At 40.7% G+C, this 22301-nt stretch carries 21 protein-coding genes; 19 read left to right on the top strand and 2 right to left on the bottom strand.

The window, feature by feature from the left end:
• Positions 1–24 precede the first annotated feature (24 nt).
• Positions 25–1047 (top strand): ketol-acid reductoisomerase, encoded by a 1023-nt coding sequence (gene ilvC / locus MHH90_RS00870; protein ID WP_002952054.1) that lies wholly within the window; start codon positions 25–27, stop codon positions 1045–1047.
• Between the two features lie 125 nt (positions 1048–1172).
• Here the strand turns inward: ilvC and tyrS are convergent, their stop codons facing one another.
• Entirely contained in the window at positions 1173–2429 is a 1257-nt protein-coding gene (gene tyrS, locus MHH90_RS00875) for a tyrosine--tRNA ligase (protein ID WP_084829139.1), read from the bottom strand.
• Between the two features lie 101 nt (positions 2430–2530).
• Between tyrS and pbp1b the strand changes: the two genes are divergently transcribed.
• The 18 genes from pbp1b to MHH90_RS00965 all read left to right on the top strand — a co-directional run bounded on the left by pbp1b (position 2531) and on the right by MHH90_RS00965 (position 21493).
• Positions 2531–4954 carry a penicillin-binding protein PBP1B gene (gene pbp1b / locus MHH90_RS00880; RefSeq protein ID WP_340725737.1) on the top strand — a complete coding sequence of 808 codons (2424 nt, stop codon included), beginning with the start codon at positions 2531–2533 and terminating at the stop codon, positions 4952–4954.
• 360 nt (positions 4955–5314) lie between these two features.
• Positions 5315–8896, top strand: a complete 3582-nt coding sequence (gene rpoB, locus MHH90_RS00885; protein WP_340725738.1) for a DNA-directed RNA polymerase subunit beta — start codon at positions 5315–5317, stop codon at positions 8894–8896.
• A 100-nt stretch (positions 8897–8996) separates the two neighbouring features.
• Positions 8997–12635: a DNA-directed RNA polymerase subunit beta' gene (gene rpoC, locus MHH90_RS00890; protein WP_340725739.1), complete on the top strand. Its 3639-nt coding sequence runs from the start codon at positions 8997–8999 to the stop codon at positions 12633–12635.
• A 158-nt stretch (positions 12636–12793) separates the two neighbouring features.
• The gene (locus MHH90_RS00895) at positions 12794–13156 is read left to right on the top strand and encodes a DUF1033 family protein (RefSeq protein ID WP_014608746.1); all 363 of its coding nucleotides are present in this window, start codon (positions 12794–12796) and stop codon (positions 13154–13156) included.
• Between the two features lie 80 nt (positions 13157–13236).
• On the top strand, positions 13237–14178 hold the full coding sequence (gene comGA / locus MHH90_RS00900) for a competence type IV pilus ATPase ComGA (protein WP_014608745.1): 942 nt from the start codon (positions 13237–13239) through the stop codon (positions 14176–14178).
• On the top strand, positions 14060–15160 hold the full coding sequence (comGB, locus tag MHH90_RS00905) for a competence type IV pilus assembly protein ComGB (protein ID WP_120764773.1): 1101 nt from the start codon (positions 14060–14062) through the stop codon (positions 15158–15160). Before comGA ends, comGB begins: the two co-directional genes overlap by 119 nt.
• Positions 15157–15483, top strand: a complete 327-nt coding sequence (gene comGC / locus MHH90_RS00910) for a competence type IV pilus major pilin ComGC (protein WP_002946126.1) — start codon at positions 15157–15159, stop codon at positions 15481–15483. Before comGB ends, comGC begins: the two co-directional genes overlap by 4 nt.
• Positions 15443–15871, top strand: a complete 429-nt coding sequence (gene comGD / locus MHH90_RS00915; protein ID WP_011226626.1) for a competence type IV pilus minor pilin ComGD — start codon at positions 15443–15445, stop codon at positions 15869–15871. Before comGC ends, comGD begins: the two co-directional genes overlap by 41 nt.
• Positions 15843–16136 (top strand): competence type IV pilus minor pilin ComGE, encoded by a 294-nt coding sequence (gene comGE / locus MHH90_RS00920; RefSeq protein WP_011226625.1) that lies wholly within the window; start codon positions 15843–15845, stop codon positions 16134–16136. The genes comGD and comGE overlap by 29 nt, the downstream gene beginning before the upstream one ends.
• Entirely contained in the window at positions 16120–16557 is a 438-nt protein-coding gene (comGF, locus tag MHH90_RS00925; RefSeq protein WP_011681686.1) for a competence type IV pilus minor pilin ComGF, read from the top strand. The genes comGE and comGF overlap by 17 nt, the downstream gene beginning before the upstream one ends.
• Positions 16535–16852, top strand: coding sequence for a competence type IV pilus minor pilin ComGG (gene comGG, locus MHH90_RS00930; protein WP_011681685.1), 318 nt, complete (start codon positions 16535–16537; stop codon positions 16850–16852). Before comGF ends, comGG begins: the two co-directional genes overlap by 23 nt.
• Positions 16853–16896: 44 nt before the next feature.
• Complete coding sequence (locus MHH90_RS00935) at positions 16897–17853, top strand: class I SAM-dependent methyltransferase (protein WP_340725740.1); 957 nt, start codon at positions 16897–16899, stop codon at positions 17851–17853.
• 55 nt (positions 17854–17908) lie between these two features.
• Positions 17909–19102: an acetate kinase gene (locus MHH90_RS00940; RefSeq protein ID WP_014608740.1), complete on the top strand. Its 1194-nt coding sequence runs from the start codon at positions 17909–17911 to the stop codon at positions 19100–19102.
• A 248-nt stretch (positions 19103–19350) separates the two neighbouring features.
• Positions 19351–19548 carry a helix-turn-helix transcriptional regulator gene (locus MHH90_RS00945; protein ID WP_002885716.1) on the top strand — a complete coding sequence of 66 codons (198 nt, stop codon included), beginning with the start codon at positions 19351–19353 and terminating at the stop codon, positions 19546–19548.
• Between the two features lie 11 nt (positions 19549–19559).
• Positions 19560–19835 carry a CAAX protease gene (locus tag MHH90_RS00950; protein ID WP_084826166.1) on the top strand — a complete coding sequence of 92 codons (276 nt, stop codon included), beginning with the start codon at positions 19560–19562 and terminating at the stop codon, positions 19833–19835.
• Positions 19836–19878: 43 nt separating this feature from the next.
• On the top strand, positions 19879–20217 hold the full coding sequence (locus MHH90_RS00955) for a CPBP family intramembrane glutamic endopeptidase (protein WP_228024408.1): 339 nt from the start codon (positions 19879–19881) through the stop codon (positions 20215–20217).
• A 73-nt stretch (positions 20218–20290) separates the two neighbouring features.
• Complete coding sequence (locus MHH90_RS00960) at positions 20291–20734, top strand: hypothetical protein (RefSeq protein ID WP_041829335.1); 444 nt, start codon at positions 20291–20293, stop codon at positions 20732–20734.
• A gap of 96 nt (positions 20735–20830) precedes the next feature.
• Complete coding sequence (locus tag MHH90_RS00965) at positions 20831–21493, top strand: type II CAAX endopeptidase family protein (protein ID WP_084826165.1); 663 nt, start codon at positions 20831–20833, stop codon at positions 21491–21493.
• A 29-nt stretch (positions 21494–21522) separates the two neighbouring features.
• Here the strand turns inward: MHH90_RS00965 and proC are convergent, their stop codons facing one another.
• Positions 21523–22293 carry a pyrroline-5-carboxylate reductase gene (proC, locus tag MHH90_RS00970; RefSeq protein ID WP_011226616.1) on the bottom strand — a complete coding sequence of 257 codons (771 nt, stop codon included), beginning with the start codon at positions 22291–22293 and terminating at the stop codon, positions 21523–21525.
• Between the last annotated feature and the right edge of the window lie 8 nt (positions 22294–22301).

Raw genomic sequence — 22301 nt, forward strand, 5'->3', positions numbered from 1 at the left:
ATTTTAGAAAAGAGATATACTACTATGGCAGTTCAAATGGAATATGAAAAAGACGTAAAAGTACCAGCACTTGATGGTAAAAAAATCGCCGTTATTGGTTACGGTTCACAAGGTCACGCTCACTCACAAAACTTGCGTGATACAGGTCACGATGTTATCATCGGTGTTCGTCCAGGTAAATCATTTGATAAAGCTAAAGAAGATGGTTTTGATACTTACACAGTAGCAGAAGCAACTAAATTGGCTGATGTTATCATGATTTTGGCTCCAGACGAAATCCAACAAGAACTTTACGAAGCAGAAATCGCTCCAAATCTTGAAGCTGGTAACGCTGTTGGTTTTGCTCACGGTTTCAACATCCACTTTGAATTTATTAAAGTACCAGCAGATGTTGATGTATTTATGTGTGCACCTAAAGGACCAGGTCACTTGGTACGTCGTACATTTGAAGAAGGTTTTGGTGTACCTGCCCTTTACGCAGTATACCAAGATGCCACAGGTAACGCTAAAGACATCGCTATGGACTGGTGTAAAGGTATTGGTGCAGCACGTGTAGGTCTTCTTGAAACAACATACAAAGAAGAAACTGAAGAAGATTTGTTTGGTGAACAAGCAGTTCTTTGTGGTGGTTTGACTGCCCTTATCGAAACTGGTTTTGAAGTCTTGACTGAAGCTGGATATGCACCAGAATTGGCTTACTTTGAAGTACTTCACGAAATGAAATTAATCGTTGACTTGATTTACGAAGGTGGATTCAAGAAAATGCGTCAATCAATTTCTAACACTGCTGAATTCGGTGACTATGTATCAGGTCCACGTGTTATCACTGAACAAGTTAAAGAAAACATGAAAGCAGTTCTTGCTGATATCCAAAATGGTAAATTCGCTAATGACTTCGTTAACGACTATAAAGCTGGACGTCCAAAACTTACTGCTTACCGTGAAGAAGCTGCTAACCTTGAAATCGAAAAAGTTGGTGCTGAATTGCGTAAAGCAATGCCATTCGTTGGTCAAAACGACGATGATGCATTCAAAATCTATAACTAATGTGATAGTCTCAAAAACCAGCCTAGTGCTGGTTTTTTGTGTTCTTAAGAAAGTGGTTAGGTGTTAAGCTTATGGCTTTGTGTGTAAAAAAATTCACTCCACTAGGGAGTGAGAATGGTCATAAATTAGTAAGTTAAAACAAAGTTTTTCTTCTTACCGCGACGGATAACAGTGATTTCATTGTCAATCTTATCGGTATCTGAAAGAGTGTAATCCAAGTCTTGCACGCGTTCACCGTTGATATAGATAGCACCGTTTTGCACGTCTTCACGTGCTTGACGTTTAGATGGTGAAATTTTAGCATTGACGAGAAGTTCAACAATGTTAAGATTTTCATCTGCTGAAATCTCATAGGTTGGAACACCATTGAGGGCAACTTTAAGGTCACGTGCTGAGAGGGCTTTAATGTTACCAGCGAAGAGTTGTTCGGTGATGTGAACAGCTTGTTCATAGGCTTCTTTACCGTGAACCAAAGTAACAACTTCGCGAGCCAGAACCTTTTGTGCTAAACGTTGGTGACGAGCTTGGTCAAATTCTTTACCGATTTCTTCGATTTCTTCAAGTGACAAGAAAGTGAAAATTTTCAAGAAACGAACGGCATCATCGTCCATAACGTTAAGCCAGAATTGGTACATTTCGTAAGGTGTTGTCTTAGTAGCGTCAAGCCAGACAGCGTTGCCTTCAGATTTGCCGAATTTTTTACCAGTTGAATCTGTGATAAGTGGAACTGTGATTACGTGTCCAGATTTGTCCGCTTTACGACGCAAGAGCTCAGTACCTGCTGTCATGTTACCCCATTGGTCAGAACCACCAATTTGTAGGGTTACGCCATATTTAGCATTGAGTTCATAGAAGTCGTAACCTTGCATAATTTGGTAAGCGAACTCAGTGTAAGAGATACCTGTTTCGATACGTTTCTTAACAGATTCCTTGCTCATCATGTAGTTAACTGTGAAGTATTTACCGACATCACGCAAGAAATCGATGAAACTAACTGAACCAAACCAGTCATAGTTGTTGACCATAACGGCTTTGTTATCACCATTTTCAAAATCAAGGAAGCGAGAGAGTTGGCCTTGGATTTTTTCTACCCAACCTTCAACGGTTTCTTTGGTTTGGAGGCTACGCTCAGCATCTTTAAATGATGGGTCACCAATCAAACCTGTCGCACCCCCAACGAGGGCGTAAGGTTTGTGGCCAGCCAATTGAAGGCGACGACTAGTAAGGATAGCGACGAGGTGTCCAAGGTGGAGACTGTCTGCTGTTGGGTCATAACCGGTGTAGAATGAGACTGGCCCTTCTTCAAAGGCTTTTACAAGGGCTTCTTCATCTGTGGTTTGAAAAATCAAGCCACGTGCTTTTAGTTCTTCAAAAATTGTCATGATATTCTCCAGTAAAGTATATTCTGCACCATTATACCAAAAGAAAGCAACCCTATGCAAGCTTTGTCAAAGTTTGCTATAATAGGCCTTGAGGTATTTCTATGAATTTTGAAAAAATAATAAATTATTTTAGACGGTTAGGGAAGGTTTTTCGTGAAAAGTTTGCCGGCCTCAATTTTAAAAAAAGAGATAAATCTTTGAAAGCAAGGAAGGTTGGAATTAAATCTAAGTGGAATCGTAAGAAAGCGGAGAAGTCGCCTGAAGACAGAGTAACAGTCTTAGACATGGCTGATGTTTTTTTAAAGACATTAAAGCTCTTGTCTGATTTCTTTTATGTGGTCATTATCGTCTTAACCTTGTTTGGTGCTGGGCTTGGCTTGGGTTATCTGGGCAGTCAGATACAGTCTGTTCCATTGATTAAGGATAAAACCTTGTTGAATCAGATTGGCGAGGTTAGTTTGGTGTCTTCGATGAGTTATTCTGATTCTAAAAAGATTGCTGATATTGATACGGACCTGCTTAGAACTCCTATTGAAAGTGATGCAATTTCTAATAATGTTAAAAATGCCATTATTGCTACTGAGGATGAAAATTTCAATAAGCATAAGGGGGTTGTACCAAAAGCTGTCTTTAGAGCCTTGGTATCTTCAGTCTTGGGGGTAGGTTCCTCTAGTGGTGGTTCAACCCTAACACAGCAGTTGATAAAACAACAGGTTACAGGAGATACTCCAACATTTAAACGTAAAGCGGCAGAGATTATCTATGCACTACAACTGGAACGTCATGCTTCGAAAAATGAAATTTTAACTGATTATCTGAATGTTTCTCCTTTTGGTCGTAACAACAAGGGGAAAAATATTGCTGGTATCGAAGAGGCTGCACAAGGGATCTTTGGGGTCTCTGCTGCAGATTTGACAGTTCCTCAGGCAGCTTATCTGGCAGGTTTACCACAGAGCCCGATTGTCTATTCACCCTATACTGCGGATGGTCAACTAAAAAATGAAAAAGATCTTTCCTATGGCTTGGCACGTCAGAAAGATGTGCTCTACAATCTCTATCGAGGCGGTTACCTAGATAAGTCACAATACGAAAGTTATAAGAGTTATGACGTTACTAAAGATTTCAAGGCTGGTGAGAATCCAGATGCTGTCAGTCATGACTATTTGTACTATTCAGTCATGTCTGAAGCTCAAGATATCATGTATGATTATTTGGTGAAGCGTGACAAGGTATCAAGTCAAGATTTGAAAAATGATAAGACAAAGGAAGCCTACCGTGAGATGGCTCTCCGAGAGCTACAAACAGGTGGTTATCATGTTAAGACAACAATTGACAATGCTGTCTACCATGCGATGCAAGATACTGCGAACCAATATGGAGATCTACTTGATCAGGGTGGAAATAACGGGGTCGAAGTTGGAAATGTACTCATGGACAATGCGACTGGAGCGATTTTAGGATTTGTTGGTGGTCGTAATTATGAGAATAACCAGAATAACCATGCCTTTGATACTGCTCGTTCTCCTGGATCTTCTATTAAGCCTATTATTGCTTATGGAATTGCCATTGACCAAGGTTTAATGGGTAGCTCAAGTATCCTTTCAAATTATCCAACTAATTTTACAGGTGGGACACCGATTCTTCATGATGGCGATAAGGGAACGGCCATGATGAATTTGCAAGAGGCGCTTAATATGTCGTGGAATATTCCTGCCTTTTGGACCTATCAAATGCTTCAACATCATGATGTTGACGTTGAGGGCTATATGACCAAGATGGGTTATAAGATTGCTAACTACAATATTGAGAGTCTGCCCCTTGGTGGTGGGATTGAAACTACTGTTGCTCAGCAGGTAAACGCCTATCAAATGCTTTCAAATGGCGGTGTTTATGAAAAAGGTTATATGATTGATAGTATTACTGATAGCACTGGTGAGGTTATTTATCAACATAAATCTAAAGGGGTTCAGGTCTTTACAAGGGCTACGGCTAGCATTATGGATAACTTACTTAAAGAAGTTGTGGTTAAGGGAGCGACAACCCAATTTTATTCGGAGTTGAAAAATGTCAATGGTGCAGCGGCCTCAGCTGACTGGATGGGTAAAACAGGGACGACTGATAACTTTGCTGATGCTTGGTTGGTTGTGTCGACGCCTGGCATTACCCTTGGGGGTTGGGCTGGTTATGATGACAATGCACCTACCAATTCTAAAATGGGTTACACTTACAATGCCCAATATATGGCTCGTTTGACTTCAGCCATCTATAATGCTAATCCAGGTATTTTCAAAACGGGAGATAAGTTTAATATAGATTCAAGCGCCATTAAGGCAAGTGTGCTCAAGTCGACAGGCCTTAAGCCAGCAACGGTATCGGTCAATGGCCGTAATGTCTCCGTAAGTGGTGAAATGGTTGATAGTTATTGGGCTAAAAATGGACCTGGCGATACAATCTACAAGTTTGCCATTGGTGGAACGGATAGTGACTACCAAAAAGCTTGGTCTAGTATTCTTGGAGAACATTAGGCTGTCTCAAATAATACTTGCAAAATAGTTAAAATTTAGGTACAATATAGACAACTATTTGTCGTCTTATTTGATTGAAATATTGTCCAATCAAGAGATACAGCAGTTAAATCAACGTTTTTTCGGTCAGATTTAGCTGCTATTTTTGTGCTTATTTTTAGGGTTTTTGGATTTTGTAATGAATATTTAAAAGTTCTAAAAATTCACATATTAAAGTTATCGCTTATCGTTAATCCGATAAGTCGATGTTAATATCTAATCACTTGTTATCGGGACAAGCAACCAAAAAAGGCAGGAGACAAATATTTAAAGTGCACGACTTGCAAAGCAGGTCTCGAATGTAGAAAAGGAGTAGAAGACTTGGCAGGACATGACGTTCAATACGGGAAGCATCGTACCCGTCGTAGTTTTTCAAGAATCAAAGAAGTTCTTGATTTACCAAACTTGATTGAAATCCAAACGGATTCATTCAAAGAATTCTTAGATACTGGTCTTAAAGAGGTTTTTGAGGATGTACTTCCTATTTCAAACTTCACAGACACCATGGAATTGGAATTTGTTGGTTACGAATTGAAGGAACCTAAGTATACACTTGAAGAAGCTCGTATCCATGATGCATCATACTCAGCACCAATCTTTGTGACTTTCCGTCTTATTAACAAAGAAACTGGTGAAATTAAAACTCAGGAAGTCTTCTTCGGAGATTTCCCAATTATGACTGAGATGGGTACTTTTATCATCAATGGTGGTGAACGTATTATCGTTTCTCAGTTGGTGCGCTCACCTGGTGTTTACTTTAACGATAAGGTCGATAAAAACGGTAAAGTGGGTTACGGATCAACAGTTATTCCTAACCGTGGGGCATGGCTTGAGCTTGAAACTGATTCAAAAGACATCGCCTACACTCGTATCGACCGTACGCGTAAGATTCCATTTACAACGCTTGTGCGTGCACTTGGATTCTCAGGTGATGACGAAATTGTTGATATCTTTGGTGATAGCGAGTTGGTTCGTAACACTATTGAAAAAGATATCCACAAAAATCCAGCAGATTCACGTACTGATGAAGCGCTTAAAGAAATTTATGAAAGACTTCGTCCAGGTGAACCAAAAACTGCTGACAGCTCACGTAGCTTGCTTGTAGCTCGTTTCTTTGATCCACGTCGTTACGACTTGGCTGCTGTTGGTCGTTACAAACTTAACAAAAAACTTAACATCAAGACACGTCTTTTGGGACAAACAATTGCTGAAAACTTGGTAGATCCTGAAACAGGTGAAATCCTTGTTGAAGCTGGGACTGAAATGACACGTGATGTGATTGATTCAATCGCAGAACACTTGGACGGTGATTTGAACAAATTTGTATACACACCAAACGATTATGCAGTGGTTACAGAACCTGTTGTTCTTCAAAAATTCAAGGTCGTTGCACCAAATGATCCAGATCGTGTGGTTACAATTGTTGGTAATGCCAATCCAGATGATAAAGTTCATGCTTTGACAACAGCGGATATCTTGGCTGAAATGAGCTACTTCCTCAACCTTGCTGAAGGTATCGGTAAAGTAGATGATATCGACCACCTTGGTAACCGTCGTATCCGTGCCGTTGGTGAATTGCTTGCTAACCAATTCCGTATTGGTTTGGCTCGTATGGAACGAAACGTGCGTGAACGTATGTCAGTTCAAGATAATGAAGCCTTGACACCACAACAAATCATCAATATTCGTCCTGTAACTGCAGCTGTTAAAGAATTCTTCGGTTCTTCACAGTTGTCACAGTTCATGGACCAGCACAACCCATTGTCAGAGTTGTCACACAAACGTCGTTTGTCAGCCTTGGGACCTGGTGGTTTGACACGTGACCGTGCCGGATATGAAGTTCGTGACGTGCATTACACGCACTACGGTCGTATGTGTCCAATTGAAACACCTGAAGGACCTAACATTGGTTTGATCAATAACTTGTCTACATACGGACGCCTTAACAAGTACGGTTTCATTCAAACACCATATCGTAAGGTTGACCGTGCAACTGGTAAAGTAACAAACGAAGTGGTTTGGTTGACTGCCGACGAAGAAGATGAGTACATAGTTGCTCAGGCTAACTCTAAATTGAACGAAGATGGAACATTTGCAGAAGAAATTGTCATGGGTCGTCACCAAGGTGTTAACCAAGAGTACCCATCACACCTTGTAGATTTCGTGGATGTTTCTCCTAAACAGGTAGTTGCCGTTGCGACAGCATGTATTCCTTTCTTGGAAAACGATGACTCTAACCGTGCCCTCATGGGTGCCAACATGCAACGTCAAGCTGTGCCATTGATTGATCCAAAAGCACCATTTGTTGGTACTGGTATGGAATATCAAGCTGCCCACGATTCAGGTGCTGCAGTTATCGCTAAACATGATGGTAAAGTTGTCTATTCTGATGCCGATAAGGTTGAAGTTCGTCGTGAAGATGGTTCTCTTGACGTCTATACTATTCAAAAATTCCGTCGTTCAAACTCAGGTACTGCGTATAACCAACGTACTTTGGTTAAGGTTGGTGATATTGTCGAAAAAGGAGATTTTATCGCTGATGGTCCATCTATGGAAGGTGGAGAAATGGCCCTCGGTCAAAACCCTATTGTCGCATACATGACATGGGAAGGTTACAACTTCGAGGATGCTGTTATCATGAGTGAACGCCTAGTGAAAGACGAAGTTTATACATCTGTTCACTTGGAAGAATTCGAATCAGAAACACGTGATACAAAGCTTGGACCTGAAGAAATCACACGTGAATTGCCAAACGTTAGTGAAGAAGCCCTTAAAAACCTTGACGAAATGGGTATTATCCGTATCGGTGCTGAGGTTAAAGAAGGTGATATTCTTGTTGGTAAGGTAACACCTAAGGGTGAAAAAGACCTTTCTGCTGAAGAACGTCTTCTCCATGCTATCTTTGGTGATAAATCTCGTGAAGTACGTGATACATCACTCCGTGTACCTCATGGTGGTGATGGTGTCGTTCGTGATGTTAAAATCTTTACACGTGCAAACGGTGATGAATTGCAATCAGGTGTTAACATGCTTGTTCGTGTTTACATCGCTCAAAAACGTAAAATCAAGGTCGGAGATAAGATGGCTGGTCGTCACGGTAACAAAGGGGTTGTTTCTCGTATTGTTCCTGTTGAAGACATGCCTTACCTTCCAGACGGTACACCAGTTGACATCATGTTGAACCCTCTTGGGGTACCATCACGTATGAATATTGGTCAGGTTATGGAACTTCACCTTGGTATGGCTGCTCGTAACTTGGGTATCTACATCGCAACACCAGTCTTTGATGGGGCAAGCTCAGAAGATCTCTGGGATACTGTTCGTGAAGCTGGTATGGATAGTGATGCTAAGACAATCCTTTACGATGGACGTACAGGAGAGCCATTTGATAACCGTGTGTCAGTTGGTGTCATGTACATGATCAAACTTCACCACATGGTTGATGATAAACTTCACGCTCGTTCGGTAGGTCCTTACTCACTCGTTACCCAACAACCTCTTGGTGGTAAAGCACAATTTGGTGGACAACGTTTCGGTGAGATGGAGGTTTGGGCTCTTGAAGCTTATGGTGCTTCAAACATTCTTCAAGAAATCTTGACTTACAAGTCAGATGACGTTAACGGACGTTTGAAAGCCTATGAAGCTATCACTAAAGGAAAACCAATTCCAAAACCAGGTGTACCAGAATCATTCCGAGTGCTCGTTAAAGAATTGCAATCACTTGGTCTTGATATGCGTGTTCTTGATGAGGATGACTATGAAGTTGAATTGCGTGATCTTGATGAAGGTGAAGATGATGACGTCATGCACGTTGATGATCTTGAAAAAGCACGTGTACAACAAGCCAAAGAAGCTGCTGAATTAGAAAAAGCTAAAGAAGAAGCTTTAGATAAAACAGAATAAAATAAGCTTTAGAGAGGGAGTTAAATTTCTCTGCTAAGGTAGCTGATAAAGGTGAAAATAGCGCTGCTATTGTCAATAGAACAAAAGAAAGGTAATACTAGTGGTTGACGTAAATCGATTTAAAAGTATGCAAATTACACTAGCTTCACCAACTAAGGTCCGTTCATGGTCTTACGGTGAGGTTAAGAAACCTGAAACAATCAACTACCGTACGCTCAAACCAGAACGTGAAGGTCTGTTCGACGAAGTGATCTTTGGTCCTACTAAAGACTGGGAATGTGCGTGTGGGAAATACAAACGTATCCGTTATAAAGGGATCGTTTGTGACCGCTGTGGTGTTGAAGTAACACGTGCTAAGGTTCGTCGCGAACGTATGGGTCACATCGAGTTGAAAGCACCAGTATCACATATCTGGTACTTCAAGGGAATCCCTTCTCGTATGGGATTGACTTTGGATATGAGTCCTCGTGCACTTGAAGAAGTTATTTACTTCGCAGCTTACGTGGTTATCGATCCAAAGGAAACACCGCTTGAGCGAAAATCTCTCTTGACTGAACGTGAATATCGTGAAAAATTGCAAGAGTATGGTCAGGGTTCATTTGTCGCTAAAATGGGTGCAGAAGCTATCCAAGATCTCTTGAAACAAGTAGATTTGGAAGCCGAAATTGCTGAACTCAAAGAAGAGTTGAAGACAGCAACTGGTCAAAAACGTTTTAAAGCAGTTCGTCGTTTGGACGTTCTTGATGCCTTTTACAAGTCTGGTAATAAACCAGAATGGATGGTGCTTAACATATTGCCAGTATTGCCACCAGATCTTCGTCCGATGGTTCAATTGGACGGTGGACGTTTTGCAGCATCTGACTTGAACGACCTCTACCGTCGTGTTATCAACCGTAACAACCGTTTGGCTCGTTTGCTTGAGTTGGGTGCTCCAGGTATCATCGTGCAAAACGAAAAACGTATGTTGCAAGAAGCGGTAGACGCTCTTATTGATAATGGACGTCGTGGTCGTCCAATTACTGGACCAGGTAGTCGTCCACTTAAATCTTTGAGCCACATGCTTAAAGGTAAACAAGGTCGTTTCCGTCAAAACTTGCTTGGTAAACGTGTCGACTTCTCTGGCCGTTCCGTTATTGCCGTTGGTCCAACACTTAAAATGTATCAATGTGGTGTGCCCCGTTTGATGGCCATCGAACTTTTCAAACCATTTGTTATGCGTGAAATCGTTGCGCGTGAATACGCAGGTAACGTGAAAGCTGCTAAACGTATGGTTGAGCGTGGTGATGAACGTATTTGGGATATTCTTGAAGATGTTATCAAGGAACACCCAGTGCTTCTTAACCGCGCACCTACCCTCCACCGTTTGGGTATCCAGGCCTTTGAACCCGTCTTGATTGATGGTAAGGCTCTTCGTCTTCACCCATTGGTATGTGAGGCCTACAATGCCGACTTTGACGGTGACCAAATGGCCATCCACGTTCCATTGTCTGAAGAAGCTCAAGCTGAAGCACGTTTGCTCCTTCTTGCGGCAGAACACATCCTTAACCCTAAAGACGGTAAACCAGTCGTAACACCATCTCAGGATATGGTTCTTGGTAACTATTACTTGACAATGGAAGATGAAGGCCGTGAAGGTGAAGGTATGATCTTCAAGGATATTGATGAGGCAGTTATGGCTTATCATAATGGTTATGTTCACTTGCATAGCCGTGTAGGTATTGCAGTCGATAGCATGCCTGATAAACCTTGGAAAGAAAACCAACTTCACAAAATCTTAGTAACAACTGTTGGTAAGATTCTCTTCAACTCAATCATTCCATCAGAAATTCCATATCTTCAAGAAACAACAAATGAGAACTTGACAGATAGTACACCAGATAAATACTTCCTTGAACCGGGCCAAGATATCCAAACAGTTATCGATAGTTTGGAAATTAATGCGCCATTCAAGAAGAAACATCTTGGTAACATCATTGCTGAAATCTTCAAACGTCTTCGTACAACTGAAACATCAGCTTTCCTTGACCGTTTGAAAGACCTTGGTTACTACTACTCAACACTTGCTGGATTGACAGTGGGTATCGCCGATATCCCAGTTATTGATAACAAACAAGAAATTATCGATGCTGCTCACCACCGTGTTGAAGAAATTAACAAAGCTTTCCGTCGTGGTTTGATGACAGAAGATGACCGTTATGTTGCTGTTACAACAACATGGCGTGAAGCGAAAGATGCACTTGAAAAACGTCTGATTGAGACACAAGATCCTAAGAATCCAATCGTTATGATGATGGACTCAGGAGCTCGTGGTAACATCTCTAACTTCTCTCAACTTGCCGGTATGCGTGGTTTGATGGCTGCTCCTAACGGACGTATCATGGAATTGCCTATCCTTTCAAACTTCCGTGAAGGTTTGAGCGTTTTGGAAATGTTCTTCTCTACTCACGGTGCGCGTAAAGGTATGACCGATACAGCCCTTAAGACTGCCGACTCTGGTTACCTTACTCGTCGTTTGGTTGACGTTGCCCAAGACGTTATCATTCGTGAAGACGATTGTGGAACTGACCGTGGTCTTGTTATTCGTGCCATTACTGATGGTAAAGAAGTAACAGAAACTCTTGAAGAACGTCTTTTTGGTCGTTACACTAAGAAATCTGTTAAACATCCTGAAACTGGCGAAGTTATCGTTGGTCCAGATACTTTGATTACTGAAGATATGGCTGCAGCTATTGTCAATGCTGGTGTTGAAGAAGTAACTATCCGTTCAGTCTTTACATGTAAGACTCGTCACGGTGTCTGTCGTCACTGTTACGGTATCAACTTGGCAACAGGTGATGCGGTTGAAGTTGGTGAAGCAGTTGGTACTATCGCTGCCCAATCTATCGGGGAACCAGGTACACAGCTTACCATGCGTACCTTCCACACCGGTGGGGTAGCCTCAAACACCGATATCACACAGGGTCTTCCACGTATCCAGGAAATCTTTGAAGCACGTAACCCTAAAGGGGAAGCGGTTATCACTGAAGTTAAGGGTACTGTTATCGAAATCGAAGAAGATGCTGCGACACGTACTAAGAAAGTCTTCGTTCAAGGTAAGACTGGAATGGGTGAATATGTCGTTCCATTTACAGCTCGTATGAAAGTAGAAGTTGGTGACGAAGTACACCGTGGTGAGGCCTTGACAGAAGGGTCAATCCAACCGAAACGTCTCCTTGAAGTACGTGATACCTTGTCAGTTGAAACTTATCTTCTTGCAGAAGTGCAAAAAGTTTACCGTAGCCAAGGGGTAGAAATCGGTGACAAACACGTCGAAGTAATGGTTCGTCAAATGCTTCGTAAAGTACGTGTTATGGATCCAGGTGATACAGATCTCCTTCCAGGTACACTTATGGACATTTCTGACTTCACAGATGCTAACAAGGATATTGTTATCTCTGGTGGTGTTCCTGCAACATCTCGTCCAGTCCTTCTTGGTATTACTAAAGCCTCACTTGAAACAAATTCATTCTTATCAGCGGCTTCCTTCCAAGAAACGACACGTGTGCTTACAGATGCAGCTATCCGTAGTAAGAAAGATCATCTTATTGGTCTTAAAGAAAATGTTATCATTGGTAAGATTATCCCTGCTGGTACAGGTATGGCTCGCTACCGTAACATTGAACCTCTTGCAGTTAACGAAGTTGAAGTTATTGAAAACATTGCTGTTGATGAAGCAATTGTGGAATCATCTGAAGACTAAGACTAAAACAAAAGAACTCACAAATGTGGGTTCTTTTTGTATTTATATCATCAAAAACGCTTCTATTCTTGCTATATGTGAAACATAAGACCATAATTTTTATCTTTTCCAGAAAATTTTGTATAATAAGGATACCAAAGATGAAGTGAGAAAGAAAAATGTACCAAGTAGTTGAAATTAAAGGGGATATGGAACCGTGGTGGTTCTTGGAAGGTTGGCAGGAGGATATCATAAGTACTAAGGAATTTGAAAATTTTTACGATGCCCTAAAGTACTATAAAAAACTTTGGTTTGCCATGGAAGAAATCTTGCCAAGTTACATCAGCCGTAGTAGTGTCATGACTGCTTTTTGGGACCAAGAGGATAAACACTGGTGTGAGGAGTGTAACGAATACTTGCAGGTCTATCGATCGATTGCACTTTTATATGATTGGCAGGAAATTCCTGAGGAAAAACACCGTCCGGGATATGAAAAGCAAAATGACCTTCCAAATCATGCCCATTGTAGAATAAAACGTTAAACAATGTAGAAGCTCGAATTTTTTCGGGCTTCTTTTCATTTTCTTAAACTTTTTACGAATAGGTTTATGAGGAGGTCCTTATGGTAACAGAATTTGCTAAGGAAATGATCAAAAATGCTGATAGTTGTGGGGCTCAAGACATCTATGTCATTCCACGTCAGGATAATTATGAGCTCTATATGCGAGTCGGGCAAGAGAGGAGATTGATTGATGTATATCGGCCTGATTTCATGGCTAGTCTTATTGGTCACTTTAAATTTGTGGCGAGAATGATGGTGGGTGAGAAGCGTAGGAGTCAACTGGGTTCATGTGACTATGATTGTGGTGACGGTCACTTGGTTTCTCTGCGTTTATCAACTGTTGGAGACTATCGAGGTTTGGAGAGCTTGGTTATCCGTATCCTACATTCCGAACGTCGAGAATTAGTGTATTGGAATCAAGGAATCCAGCCTATTAAGGATGCCTTGGATTATAGAGGACTGTATCTCTTTGCGGGTCCCGTAGGTTCTGGGAAGACCACACTTATGCATGAGTTGGTTCAGGAGCGTTTTAAGGGGCAGCAGGTAATTTCTATTGAGGATCCTGTTGAAATCAAACAGGATAATGTCTTGCAACTCCAGGTTAATCAGGCGATTGATATGACCTATGATAGTTTGATTAAGCTATCTCTACGTCACCGTCCAGATGTTTTGATTATTGGGGAGATTCGGGATAAGGAGACTGCCCGGGCAGTTATTAGAGCTAGTCTAACAGGTGTAACTGTTCTCTCAACTATTCATGCTAAGAGTATTGCTGGCGTTTACGAACGTCTCTTGGACCTTGGTGTAGATAAGTCTGAGTTGGATAATGCTCTACAAGGCATTGCCTACATGCGTTTGATCAAGGGAGGAGGTGTGATTGATTTTGCCAGAGAAAATTTCCAAAACCATTCGTCGACCAACTGGAATCAGCAGTTGGAAGGTTTGGTTAAACAAGGATGTCTCACTGAGAGGGATATCCAAGGGGAAAAAATTAAAGATTAGTCAGCAAGTTAAGGTCATCCAGCTCTTCAAACAACTTTTAAAGGCCGGTTTTACCTTAACTGAAATCGTAGCCTTTTTGGAGCGAAGTCACTTGCTGAAAGAAACATCCTTGTCTCTTATGAAAGAGAGTTTAATACGCGGTGATAGGTTGTATCAGATGTTAGCGTTAGTGGGGTTTTCGGACAATATTGTTACTCAGATTTCTCTTGCTGACAAGCACGGTAATCTTCTAGGGAGTCTAACAAAGATTGAAACCTATATGCTTCGTATGACAAAGGTTCGCAAGAAACTCATGGAGGTGGCGACTTATCCCATACTACTTCTGGGTTTTCTGATTCTGATTATGCTAGGACTTAAAAATTATCTTCTACCCCAACTCTTAGAGGGTGATGGTAAGAATAATTGGGCTGTACAGTTGGTTCAAATTTTTCCCCAGCTTTTTTTTGTGAGTTTGTGTGGACTCCTTGTGTTGGGTTTAATTCTCTATCTATGGGTGAAACGACAGTCAGCCCTTGTTTTTTATAGGCGAATGGCCAAAATCCCTTTTATTGGTCAGACAGTAAGGCTTTACACGACCGCCTATTATGCTAGGGAATGGGGAAATTTATTAGGTCAAGGCGTTGATTTGCTAGATTTGGTGGCTCTTATGCAAGAGCAAAAGTCTAAACTCTTCCGTGAGCTGGGAGCCGATTTGGAAGAAGCCCTGATGCTGGGACAGAGTTTTCCTGAACGTATTGCCAGTCATCCGTTTTTTACTAAGGAGCTCTCACTAATTATTGCTTATGGGGAGGCCAATGCGAGGTTGGGCTATGAGTTGGAAGTTTATGCCGAGGAGGTTTGGCAAAACTTCTTTAACCGTCTTAATAAGGCAACAACCTTTGTGCAACCCCTCATTTTTGTTATTGTTGCAGTTGTGATTGTAATGATCTATGTAGCCATGCTATTACCAATGTATCAAAATATGGAAGGAATGATGTCATGAAATTGATGTTAAAAAAATTGAATGCCGTTAAATTACGAGCCTTTACTCTGATTGAAATGCTAGTCGTACTTCTCATTATCAGTATTCTCCTTTTGCTCTTTGTTCCTAACTTAAGCAAGCAGAAGGATTCCGTTAAGGAAACTGGAAATGCGGCTGTAGTCAAGGTCGTGGATTCTCAGGCAGAACTTTATGAAATGAAGAATAACAAGACAGCTAGCTTGGCAGCTCTTGTTTCAGAAGGTCAAATTACGCAAAAACAGGCAGATTCATACAATGATTACTATGCGAAACATGGTGGTGAAAGCCGCTCAGTGGCCAATTAGAGCTTTCACCTTGTTGGAGAGCCTGATGACACTAGCAGTGGTTGTCTTTCTCACTCTGAGTTTGTCAGGCTCAGTCACAGGTATTTTTCAGCAGGTCGAGATTAATCTTTTTTATCTGCGTTTTGAGTACCTATATCGAGATAGTCAGCGCTTGGCATCAGCGGAAGGATCTAATGTTGAATTGCAGTTAACTAAGGATAAGGTTAGTAATGGAAGGTCTAGTCTGCTTATTCCTAAAAGTATTCATCTGGATAAGGGGCAGACGCTAGTGTTTGATGCTAAAGGAGGCAACTCGAGCCTCACGAAAATTCGTTTTTCAAGTGATAAGGAGGTGGTGACCTATCTGCTTAACATGGGCAGTGGTAAATATAAAAAGACGATCTCTTAGAGGTTATATTCTTATTGAAAGTCTGGTAGCTATGGCTGTTTTAGTACTTGTCAGCAGTCTGATATTGGAACAAATTAATACCAACCGCAGACTAATGGCTGATAATCTCCATCAACAAGAGGTCTTGAGTGTGGCAACAATGGCAGTTCAGACCAAGCAAGACCAGTTAACGCTGAATGGCATAGCGGTGACAGTTAAACGTAGCCAGCAAGGTATCACGGTTTATGAATCGGGAAAGGAGATTATTCATGTATCTAAGCAGTAAGCTGCGTGCCTTTACCCTCTTGGAATGTCTAGTGGCCTTGTTGGTCATTGCTGGCTCAGTTCAAGTTTATCAAGGGTTAACCACTGTACTTGTGAGTAATGTTAAGCAGGTAAGACAACAAGAAAACCAAGATTGGCTTCTATTTGTTCAACAAATGGAGGCAGAATTAGAAGGATGTCAGTTGGTCAAGGTAGAGGGGAACAAACTCTATGTCAAGCAGGATAATCAAGACTTGGCTTTTGGTCTTTCAAGTGCCTCTGATTTTCGAAAAACAAATGCTGATGGTCGAGGTTATCAACCAATGCTTTTCGATGTCAAATCTAGTAAGGTAAGTCAAAAGAACCAGATAGTTACCATCCAAGTGACTCTTAAAAATGAACTACAAAGGAGTTTTGTTTATGCTTTTGAAAAAACAGGTTAGGGGAGGCGTTCTTCTCTACGCTCTTTTTATGGCTGGCATTTTTATACTCCTTCTTCAGGTTTATCTGGAACGGGTGGTAGCTAGCTCTAGACAAAACCAAGCGCAAATAGTGGCCAGTCAAAGCCGTCTCATGGCAGAGATGACTATGGACTTGGTGGATAAGGAAGCAGGTGCTTTTAGTTTTTCTCAGGGGACTACGACTTACGAGGTTAAGGGTAAGCAAGTGGTTGTCAGAGTTGTCAGTAAAGGCCAAATCAAGACCTATCGTTATGTGAAGAAACAAGATCAGAAATAGAAATTCTCTTTCCTTTTTGATATGATAGAGGAACGGAGGAAATCATGAATTTTGAAGCAATTGAGACAGCTTTTGAGCTGTTGTTAGAAAATGTCCAAACTATTGAAAATGATCTTGGAACCCATGCTTACGATGCACTTATTGAGCAAAATTCCTATTATTTGGGGGCTGAGGTTGCTAATGAGCTCATCATCAAAAACAATGAGAAATTACGGGCGCTTAATCTAAGTAAAGAGGAGTGGCGTCGTGCTTTTCAGTTTTTGTTTATCAAACTAGGGCAATTGGAAGCTTTACAAGCCAATCACCAATTTACACCAGATGCTATCGGATTTATCATTCTGTACTTGCTCGAAGGTTTGACCCAGGAAAAACAATTAGATATCTTGGAGATTGGTTCGGGAACAGAAAACTTGGCTGAAACTCTTCTAAATAATAGTCAGAAAACCCTTAATTATATGGGGATGGAAGTTGATGATCTTCTTATCGATTTGTCAGCTAGTATTGCTGAGGTGGTGAATTCAGTAGCGGTTTATATCCAAGGGGATGCTGTTCGACCACATATTCTCAAAGAGAGCAACGTTATTATCAGCGATTTACCTATAGGTTACTACCCTAATGATGAGATTGCGAGTCGTTTCAAGGTGGCAGCAACTGGCGAACACACTTATGCCCATCATCTTCTTATGGAGCAATCGCTTAAGTATTTGAAGAAAGATGGTATTGCTATTTTTTTGGCACCAACCAATCTTTTGACAAGCCCTCAAAGTGATCTGCTTAAGAAGTGGTTATCAGGATATGCTGATATTATTGCTGTTATTACTCTTCCAGAAGCAGCTTTTGGCAATAAACATAACATGAAGTCTATCTTTGTGCTAAAAAAACAAACTAAAAATGCTCCTGAGACCTTCGTTTACCCACTTAGCGATTTGAAAAATCCAAGGGTCCTCAAGGATTTTACAGAGAATTTCCAAAAATGGAAATCAGATAATTCCATTTTCTAGTAAAACATGATAGAATAGGTATATATTATTGAAAGCGTTTTATAAAGAGGTGCTTATGACAAAAACAATAGCAATCAATGCAGGAAGTTCAAGCTTGAAATGGCAATTATATGAAATGCCAGAAGAAGTTGTTCTTGCTAAGGGTTTGATTGAACGTATTGGATTGAGAGATTCTGTTTCAACAGTAAAATTTGCTGACCGTTCTGAATCGCAAACCTTAGATATTGCTGACCATGTTCAAGCGGTAAAAATTTTGCTTGATGACTTGATTCGTTTCGATATTATCAAGAGCTATGATGAAATTACAGGTGTTGGTCACCGTGTGGTTGCTGGTGGAGAATATTTCAAAGAATCAAGCTTGGTGGACGAATATGCCTTGGCTAAGATTGAAGAATTGTCAGCCTTGGCACCGTTACACAATCCAGGTGCAGCCTCAGGGATTCGTGCCTTCAAGGAGCTTCTACCAGATATTACAAGCGTTGCTGTTTTTGATACAGCTTTTCATACATCTATGCCAGAAGTGGCTTACCGTTACCCAGTTCCTAACCGTTATTATACAGACTATCAAGTTCGTAAATACGGAGCACACGGAACTAGCCACCAATATGTTTCTCAAGAAGCAGCTAAGCTACTAGGAAAACCTATTGAAGAAACGAAGATTATCACAGCCCATGTGGGAAATGGTGTTTCAATTACTGCCGTTGATGGTGGTAAATCCGTGGATACTTCAATGGGGTTGACACCACTTGGCGGAGTTATGATGGGAACACGTACTGGGGATCTCGACCCTGCGATTATTCCATTCATTATTGACCGTGAGCCTGACATGGCCGATGCTGAACGTATACGTCATGTCTTTAACAAGGAATCAGGTCTTCTTGGTATTTCTGAAAAATCAAGCGATATGCGTGATATCATTGCTGGTAAAGAGGCTGGTGATGAAAAATGTACGTTGGCCTATGATCTTTATGTGGATCGTTTGCGTAAATACATCGCTCAATACTTTGGTGTCATGAATGGAGCGGATGCTATCGTCTTTACAGCGGGTATCGGTGAAAATTCTGCGGATGTTCGCGCTTCAGTTTTGGATGGTCTCACTTGGTTTGGTATTGAAGTGGATCCTGAAAAGAATGTTTTCGGACGTGTTGGCGATATTACAACAGCAGATTCAGCTGTTAAAGTGTTTGTTATTCCAACGGATGAAGAATTGGTGATTGCGCGTGATGTTGAGCGCCTTAAAACTAAATAAGTTATCAAAAATTTGATAAGACCAGAAAAGTTGGCTGAGCAATTGGCCAGCTTTTTTGAATGCTTTGAAAGAATCATTCAACTATTTCTGTGTGTGGTCATTGAAAAGCTAAAGAAAATTTCGCAAAAAATGTAAAAAAGAGTTTACAAAATATGTAAAGTAAACTATACCATAAATGTAAAGCAAATTTGACAAAAAAGGAAAAGAGCCGAAATATTTGAGAAGAAACGATAGAGTTGAGGTATCATATGGAAACAAAGATTCAGGAACTTCGCAAGGCTAATAAGATTAGTCAGGCAGAATTAGCAGATGAGATGGGAGTCACGAGGCAGACCATCATTTCACTCGAAAAAGGGCGCTATAATGCGTCGTTGGAACTAGCTTTTAAAATTGCTAGGTATTTTGGAAAGACTATTGAAGAAGTCTTTATTTTTGAAGAAGATTAAGGAGTAAAGATATGTTTAAACAAGTAATGAAGAAAATTGGCGTTATTTTTTTAGCGCTCACTCTACTAATCTTAGATTTAACACTATTAGATGCTTTCCCGCTACTTACTCAGGATGGTAAGTTTTCACTTGTGGAGCAAATAGGTTACGGTGTTTGGGCATTAGGGAGTTTGGCTATTTTTATCGTGATTGCTTATGGATTTAAACTCTTATTGCTTAAAGAGATTAATTGGAGACGTCTCGTTGCGATTGCTTCTCTTAATCCTCGTCATCTTTTTCCTAGGTGATCTTCTAGGGTATTTTGTTGGTCAGTTAACACATAATGCAGCTATGGAAAATCAAGATGCTTTAAATAAGATGTTTATTCACGTACCAACCTATCTTCAGTTTGCAGTAGTAGGTTTTATCATTCCTATTATGGAAGAAATCATTTTTAGGGGACTCTTAGCCAAGGTGCTTTTTGGAAAATACTTTAAGATGGGTCTTGGTATTTCCAGTCTTCTCTTTATGGCTGGGCATTCAGCATCTACGCCTCAGACAATTGTCATCTATGGTATTATGTCAGCTGGTCTTGCCATAACATATTATAAGACTGAGCGTATCGAGTACAGTATGGGTGTCCATATCTTAAACAACAGTATAAGTGTCCTACTTAGCCTTTTTGTTTAAGGTGAATGTTTAAAGTTATCATTGAAAAATTTTATATTGCTCTTTTAAAGGATAATGAAGGGAGTATCTAGATATGTTATTAAAAACGTTAGGAAAGAAAAAAACAGAATCAGAGTATAAAAAATACATAGCTCGAGTAGCATGTTCTTTCTTTTCTTTGGGTATTTTGGGATTATTTATTGTTCGCTCTAACAGTCTTAGTGATTATGCGTTAGGATTAGTAATGGGAGTTACCATTGGGAGTTATGCCCTGTCGATTTATTATTTTGCAGCGCTTAGGCATTCGAAACGTCTTCATCAGATGTACATTGCTGCCTACGATGAGCGAAATAAACAGATTTTGCAGGTGACAGCAGTTGCAACACTGGTTCTGGAGTTTTTGCTTATCTTTGCTTTGATTGCCCTATATGCCTTTGCTAATATTCAGTTGCCCTATGTTACAGTCCTATCTATCTTGCTCTATGGCTTGGTTCTGGGATTTGCTCTTATTCGTCTGATTCTATCTAAAATAAGATAAGATTCCTGAATTATACCTCTATTTTCATGGTGTCTTGTCAAAATAGTAGATTTGTATTATAATAAAAGTACAAAATATAAAAAGAGGTAGCTTACTATGAACAAAGAGTCCATTTTAAAACGTTTTCTTTATTTTTTACTGGCTTTCCTAATTTTGTGTATTGAACAAGCTCCAACCATATTTGTTCGTGTTAAAGACGTGAGGGCAGTGAGTCTCCTAATTTTGGTTATGCTACTCATTAGTGCAGGAGCTCTTTTCTTAGGAAAACGCATGGGTCTTCTTGAGGGGTTCAAGACACTGTCTTCCTTAAAAGCATGGGGGATGATTGGCTTGACCTACCTAGGTATTTACATTGTTACTAGGATTGGTGCAATGGTCATGATGTGGGAAGGTGTTAGTAATAGCACCAATCAGGAAATCATAGAAAATGCCCATATGAATCCCTTTGTTCTCATAACAGTTACAGTGATTATGGCACCGATTGTGGAAGAGTTGATTTTTAGAGGGCTCCTCATAGGACGAGTCTTTAATCCAGATTCTATTGTTGGCTTGATTTTGAGTAGCTTACTCTTTGGCCTTGTTCATATGCCTAATAGTATAGGTGTCTGGATTATATATGCAGGTATGGGGTTTACCCTTGGGACAGTATATCGTAAGTTTCAAAAGTTAGAGTACTGTATCATGGCCCATATGATTAACAATAGTATTGCGGTTTCAATGATGTTACTTTTGCAATTGTTAGCGCCCTATATCAAATAAAGCTCGGAATTTTCCGAGCTTTATTTTTACTATAGTTTTTTGGCTTTGGCAATGGTTGTATCAATACTTGAAGCCACACTATGGGTGAGACCTGTACGCTCAAGGTCCATGAGACCGGCGATAGTGGTCCCACCAGGGCTACATACCTTGTCAATAAGATCATGTGGACTATCGCTACCTAGACTGAGATTTTCAGCAGTAGCTAGAACTGTCTGTGTGGCAATGGTCAGAGCAACTTGCTTACTTAGGCCATTTTTGACGCCAGCCTTAGCCAGAGCCTCGATAAAGAGGGCGATATAGGCCGGACTAGAGCCAGCTAGAGCAGTAAAGGTATCGAAGTCCTTCTCAGCCAATTCAACAGTAGTTCCAAAACTATCTGTGATTTCCTTGGCAATTACCAAAAGGTCCTCAGACACCTTATCATTGGTACAAAGGCCAGTAGTGCTCTTAAGAATTTGAGCATTAAGGTTAGGCATGATACGAATAAGAGGTAGGTCTGCACTTGTGAGTGAAGCTAGGCGTTCCAAGGTCACTCCAGCAGCCATACTCATGATAGGTTGATGGAAGTTGAGGTCAGTTAGCACCTTATCAAACATTTGAGGTTTAATACCAAGGATGATCAGATCAGCATTTTCTACTAATTCTTGATGGGAAGCAGCAGCTTCAACCTCTAGTTCCTCTGCAATTTGGCGCGAACGAGCCAAAGAAGACCCTGAAATAATGATACGATGTGAGCTTTTATTTAGGCCGTTGATAATAGCTGTTGCCATTTTTCCGACACCGATAAAACCGATAATCATGGGTTACT

The organism is Streptococcus sp. FSL E2-3488 (assembly GCF_038003585.1).
GTDB lineage: Bacteria > Bacillota > Bacilli > Lactobacillales > Streptococcaceae > Streptococcus > Streptococcus thermophilus.

Excerpts from the sequence above, each read along its gene's own strand:
- proC (WP_011226616.1), bottom strand. The coding sequence starts at position 22,293 with ATGATTATCGGTTTTATCGGTGTCGGAAAAATGGCAACAGCTATTATC.
- MHH90_RS00945 (WP_002885716.1), top strand. The coding sequence starts at position 19,351 with ATGGAAACAAAGATTCAGGAACTTCGCAAGGCTAATAAGATTAGTCAG.
- MHH90_RS00955 (WP_228024408.1), top strand. The coding sequence starts at position 19,879 with ATGGAAAATCAAGATGCTTTAAATAAGATGTTTATTCACGTACCAACC.
- MHH90_RS00935 (WP_340725740.1), top strand. The coding sequence starts at position 16,897 with ATGAATTTTGAAGCAATTGAGACAGCTTTTGAGCTGTTGTTAGAAAAT.
- MHH90_RS00965 (WP_084826165.1), top strand. The coding sequence starts at position 20,831 with ATGAACAAAGAGTCCATTTTAAAACGTTTTCTTTATTTTTTACTGGCT.
- comGG (WP_011681685.1), top strand. The coding sequence starts at position 16,535 with ATGCTTTTGAAAAAACAGGTTAGGGGAGGCGTTCTTCTCTACGCTCTT.
- ilvC (WP_002952054.1), top strand. The coding sequence starts at position 25 with ATGGCAGTTCAAATGGAATATGAAAAAGACGTAAAAGTACCAGCACTT.
- comGF (WP_011681686.1), top strand. The coding sequence starts at position 16,120 with ATGTATCTAAGCAGTAAGCTGCGTGCCTTTACCCTCTTGGAATGTCTA.
- MHH90_RS00950 (WP_084826166.1), top strand. The coding sequence starts at position 19,560 with ATGTTTAAACAAGTAATGAAGAAAATTGGCGTTATTTTTTTAGCGCTC.
- comGC (WP_002946126.1), top strand. The coding sequence starts at position 15,157 with ATGAAATTGATGTTAAAAAAATTGAATGCCGTTAAATTACGAGCCTTT.
- comGA (WP_014608745.1), top strand. The coding sequence starts at position 13,237 with ATGGTAACAGAATTTGCTAAGGAAATGATCAAAAATGCTGATAGTTGT.
- comGD (WP_011226626.1), top strand. The coding sequence starts at position 15,443 with ATGCGAAACATGGTGGTGAAAGCCGCTCAGTGGCCAATTAGAGCTTTC.
- MHH90_RS00895 (WP_014608746.1), top strand. The coding sequence starts at position 12,794 with ATGTACCAAGTAGTTGAAATTAAAGGGGATATGGAACCGTGGTGGTTC.
- pbp1b (WP_340725737.1), top strand. The coding sequence starts at position 2,531 with ATGAATTTTGAAAAAATAATAAATTATTTTAGACGGTTAGGGAAGGTT.
- MHH90_RS00960 (WP_041829335.1), top strand. The coding sequence starts at position 20,291 with ATGTTATTAAAAACGTTAGGAAAGAAAAAAACAGAATCAGAGTATAAA.
- MHH90_RS00940 (WP_014608740.1), top strand. The coding sequence starts at position 17,909 with ATGACAAAAACAATAGCAATCAATGCAGGAAGTTCAAGCTTGAAATGG.
- tyrS (WP_084829139.1), bottom strand. The coding sequence starts at position 2,429 with ATGACAATTTTTGAAGAACTAAAAGCACGTGGCTTGATTTTTCAAACC.